Below are 3,030 nucleotides of genomic sequence, written 5' to 3' on the forward strand. Positions count from 1 at the left end.
GCACCACCCTCACCTCGCACTCCGCCGGGCCCACCACCGCCACCGACATCACCGCCGACTTCCACACCGCCTGGCACACCCTCCACACCGGCGAGCTCCCCTCCCTGACCGTCCACACGGCGACGGGCTACTGACTGCCCCCTACCGAAGCGTGAAGCGCACCTGAACGGCCGCAATCATGCGTACCGGGTGCGCTGCGGGGAACCCGCAGCGCACCCCGCCCTTCCGGTACCGAGAGAGGGGGCGCCATGCACTGTTTCGACTGCTCCAAGGAGGGCACCGAGACCCCCGCCGTCGCGGTCTGTGTCGACTGCGGCGCCGGTGTGTGCCCGCGCCATCTGATCAGCGAACCCGAGCCCGTGCGTCAGTCGACGAGCCCCGGCCGCGTCTGGTCCGCCGGCGAATCACGCCGGATGATCTGCCTCGTGTGTCACCGGTCGCTCCAATAACCTTCGCCCCATGGCGCATGGCCGCATGGCGCGACGGTGCCCGCGCACGGGCACCCCGTACGGGCTACGCCCGCAACAGCGCCCTGCGTACCGCTGCGGTGCCCGCTGCCGCTGCCGCCGCCGTGCCCAGGGCTGCGAGCATGCCGTGGTGGTGCGAGGCCCACAGCTGGTAGCTGCGTGCGGACGCCTCGTCGTCGAACTCGCCGTGTGCGCCGTAGTCGTGCCGCGCGTCCGCGGGCTTCCACAGGTTGTCCGGCTGTGCGGGGGAGCGCTCGTGGTCGGTCTGCTGGCCCTTGAAGCCGGTCCTGGCCAGATAGCGGTCGAGCAGGCCGGGTGCGAACTTGTCGCCCAGCAGGGTGGCGACCGTCGAGCCGCCGACCCAGTGTTCCCGCCGCTCCGGGTGGTCGGCCGCGTACAGGATGCCGCGTGCTGCCACCTCGGGCTGGTAGACGGGCGCGACCGGGCGCGGACTGTACGGCAGCCGTGACTTGACCCAGGTGAACTGCGGAGTGTTCAGACCGGGCAGCTGCACCATGGTGGTGCGCACCCCGCTCTTGTCGTGCAGCAGCTCGCAGCGCAGCGACTCGTGGAAGCCCTGGATGGCGTGCTTGGCCGCGCAGTACGCCGCCTGGAGCGGAATGCCCCGGTAGGCGAGCGCCGAGCCGACCTGGACGATGGTCCCCGCATCGCGCGGCTTCATATGGCGCAGCGCGGCGAGCGTCCCGTGTACGTAGCCGAGGTAGGTGACCTCGGTCGTCCGGCGGAATTCTTCGGCGCTCACTTCGGTCACTGGTGCGAAGACGCTGGAGAAAGCGGTGTTCACCCACACGGAGACGGGGCCCAGCTCCCGCTCGATGCGGTCGGCGGCCGCGTCCACCGCCGTGTGGTCGCTGACATCGACGGGCAGCGGAAGGGCCGTTCCGCCCGCGTCCCGTACCTCGTCGGCGGCGCGCTCCAAGCCCTCCTCGCCGCGCGCCATCAGTGCGACGGCGGCGCCGCGCGCCCCGAAGGCGCGGGCTGTCGCCCGGCCCACCCCGCCGCTGGCGCCGGTGACCACGACGACCTGGCCGTCTGCTCCCGCGCGCCTGGACTGCTGCCGGCTCATCGCGACACCTCCGCTGTCTGTGCGGTCTGTTTGCCCAGAGTCCGTTTGCCCAGAGTCTGATTGCGCAGATTCTGTTTGCGCACTCTGTTGCCCTGTTGCCGATCCGGCGCGTGCGGCGTGGTGCCGGTGCCCCGGATGACGTGTACGCGCCTCACCGGGTACCCGCGACGGGCCCCGTCACCGCAGGGTGCGCGTCAGGGGCCCAGCAGGCAGAAGAGACCGCCGTCCGGATCGCGCACGGTGGCGACCCGGCCGTGTGAGGCGTGCTGGACGGGCGAGACCACGGTGCCGCCGGTCTTCTCGACTGCGGTGAGCGCCGCGTCGATGTCGGTCGCGCGGAAGTAGACATCCCAGCGGGTGCGCACCTGCGGGTCCGGTGCGGCTTCCACGCCACCGCCGCGCAGTCCTGCGACGGTCTCGCCGTCCACCAGGATGTGCACCTCGTCGTTCTGCTCCTCATAGCTGACGCCGTGGCTGGGGTTCTTCGTCCACTCGAGCACTTCGCCGTAGAACAGCGCCGCCGCGAAGGCGTCACCGGTGCGCAGCTCCAGCCAGGCGGGCGCGTGCCCGGCACCGACCGCCCAGCCGCGCGGCAGTTCCCCCTGCCACATGCCGAAGGCCGCGCCATAGGGGTCGGCGGCCATGGCGGCGCGGCCGTCACCCACGCGGAGCGGGCCCACGGCGACCGTGGCGCCTCGTTCCCGAACGCGTTCACACGCGAGGTCGGCGTTTTCGACGGCGAAGAACACGGTCCAGCGCACGGGCAGCTGCCAGGAGACTGCGGCTTCGTTGAAGCCCGCCACAGGTTCGCCTTCCCTGGTGGCCGTGCGGAATCCGGGGCCGAGAGAGCTGTCGGTGAAGGACCAGCCCAGTACGGCGCTGTAGAACTCCTCGGTGGCCTGCCGGTCGCGGACAGTGAGGCTGACCCAGCACGGCACCCCGGGTACGGAATCCATCACGTCACCTCAAGCCTCCTGCGTGTTCCTTTCGCGCGTGTTCGGCCAGTTTCGTTTTCTGCTTCTTTTTCCGTCCCTGCGTGCCGGGGTGCCCACTGCCTGCGGAGACGAAACGAGAGGGCACGCGCGGGGAGAGTGCTGCACTCTGACTGTTTTGCCCCTTTTGCCGTCGGGTACCGGGCGGGGTGCGCCGATTCCGTGGCTCCCGCCACGGGCCGTCGGCCCTGCCCCGTATCTGCCGAGCGCCGCCGCGCGCCACCGAGGAGTCGCCATGATGGCCCACCCCGACACCCTGCGAGAGCTGCTCACCCGCTACGAGGCACTCCGTGCCCGGCCCGAGCGGCGGCAGGAGCTGGAGGACGTCTCGTACACGCTCTGCGTCTCCACGGGAACCCGCGACATCGAGGACGCGCTGCGGGCGGCCCGGGCGCACATAGCGGACGCCTACGCGGCCTGAGCCTGAGCCTGAGCCTGGGCCCCGGCCCCGGCCGCGTCCTGGCCCTTCTGACCCTCCTGACCC

General features: G+C 71.3%; 4 protein-coding genes. 2 read left to right on the top strand and 2 right to left on the bottom strand.

Going from position 1 to position 3,030, the window contains the following annotated elements:
• Window positions 1-248: 248 nt before the first annotated feature.
• Window positions 249-449, top strand: coding sequence for a DUF2180 family protein (locus ITI46_RS33895; protein ID WP_209243808.1), 201 nt, complete (start codon window positions 249-251; stop codon window positions 447-449).
• Between the two features lie 64 nt (window positions 450-513).
• On the opposite strand, the gene ITI46_RS33900 is transcribed toward ITI46_RS33895, so the two are convergent.
• Window positions 514-1,554: an SDR family oxidoreductase gene (locus tag ITI46_RS33900; RefSeq protein ID WP_209243810.1), complete on the bottom strand. Its 1,041-nt coding sequence runs from the start codon at window positions 1,552-1,554 to the stop codon at window positions 514-516.
• Window positions 1,555-1,748: 194 nt separating this feature from the next.
• Window positions 1,749-2,510, bottom strand: coding sequence for a VOC family protein (locus ITI46_RS33905; RefSeq protein ID WP_209243812.1), 762 nt, complete (start codon window positions 2,508-2,510; stop codon window positions 1,749-1,751).
• A gap of 274 nt (window positions 2,511-2,784) precedes the next feature.
• Here ITI46_RS33905 and ITI46_RS33910 point away from each other — a divergent pair, with 274 nt between their 5' ends.
• Window positions 2,785-2,967 carry a DUF5133 domain-containing protein gene (locus ITI46_RS33910; protein ID WP_209243814.1) on the top strand — a complete coding sequence of 61 codons (183 nt, stop codon included), beginning with the start codon at window positions 2,785-2,787 and terminating at the stop codon, window positions 2,965-2,967.
• Window positions 2,968-3,030 lie beyond the last annotated feature (63 nt).

The organism is Streptomyces oryzae, from assembly GCF_017676365.1.
In the GTDB taxonomy this organism is placed as follows: domain Bacteria; phylum Actinomycetota; class Actinomycetes; order Streptomycetales; family Streptomycetaceae; genus Streptomyces; species Streptomyces oryzae.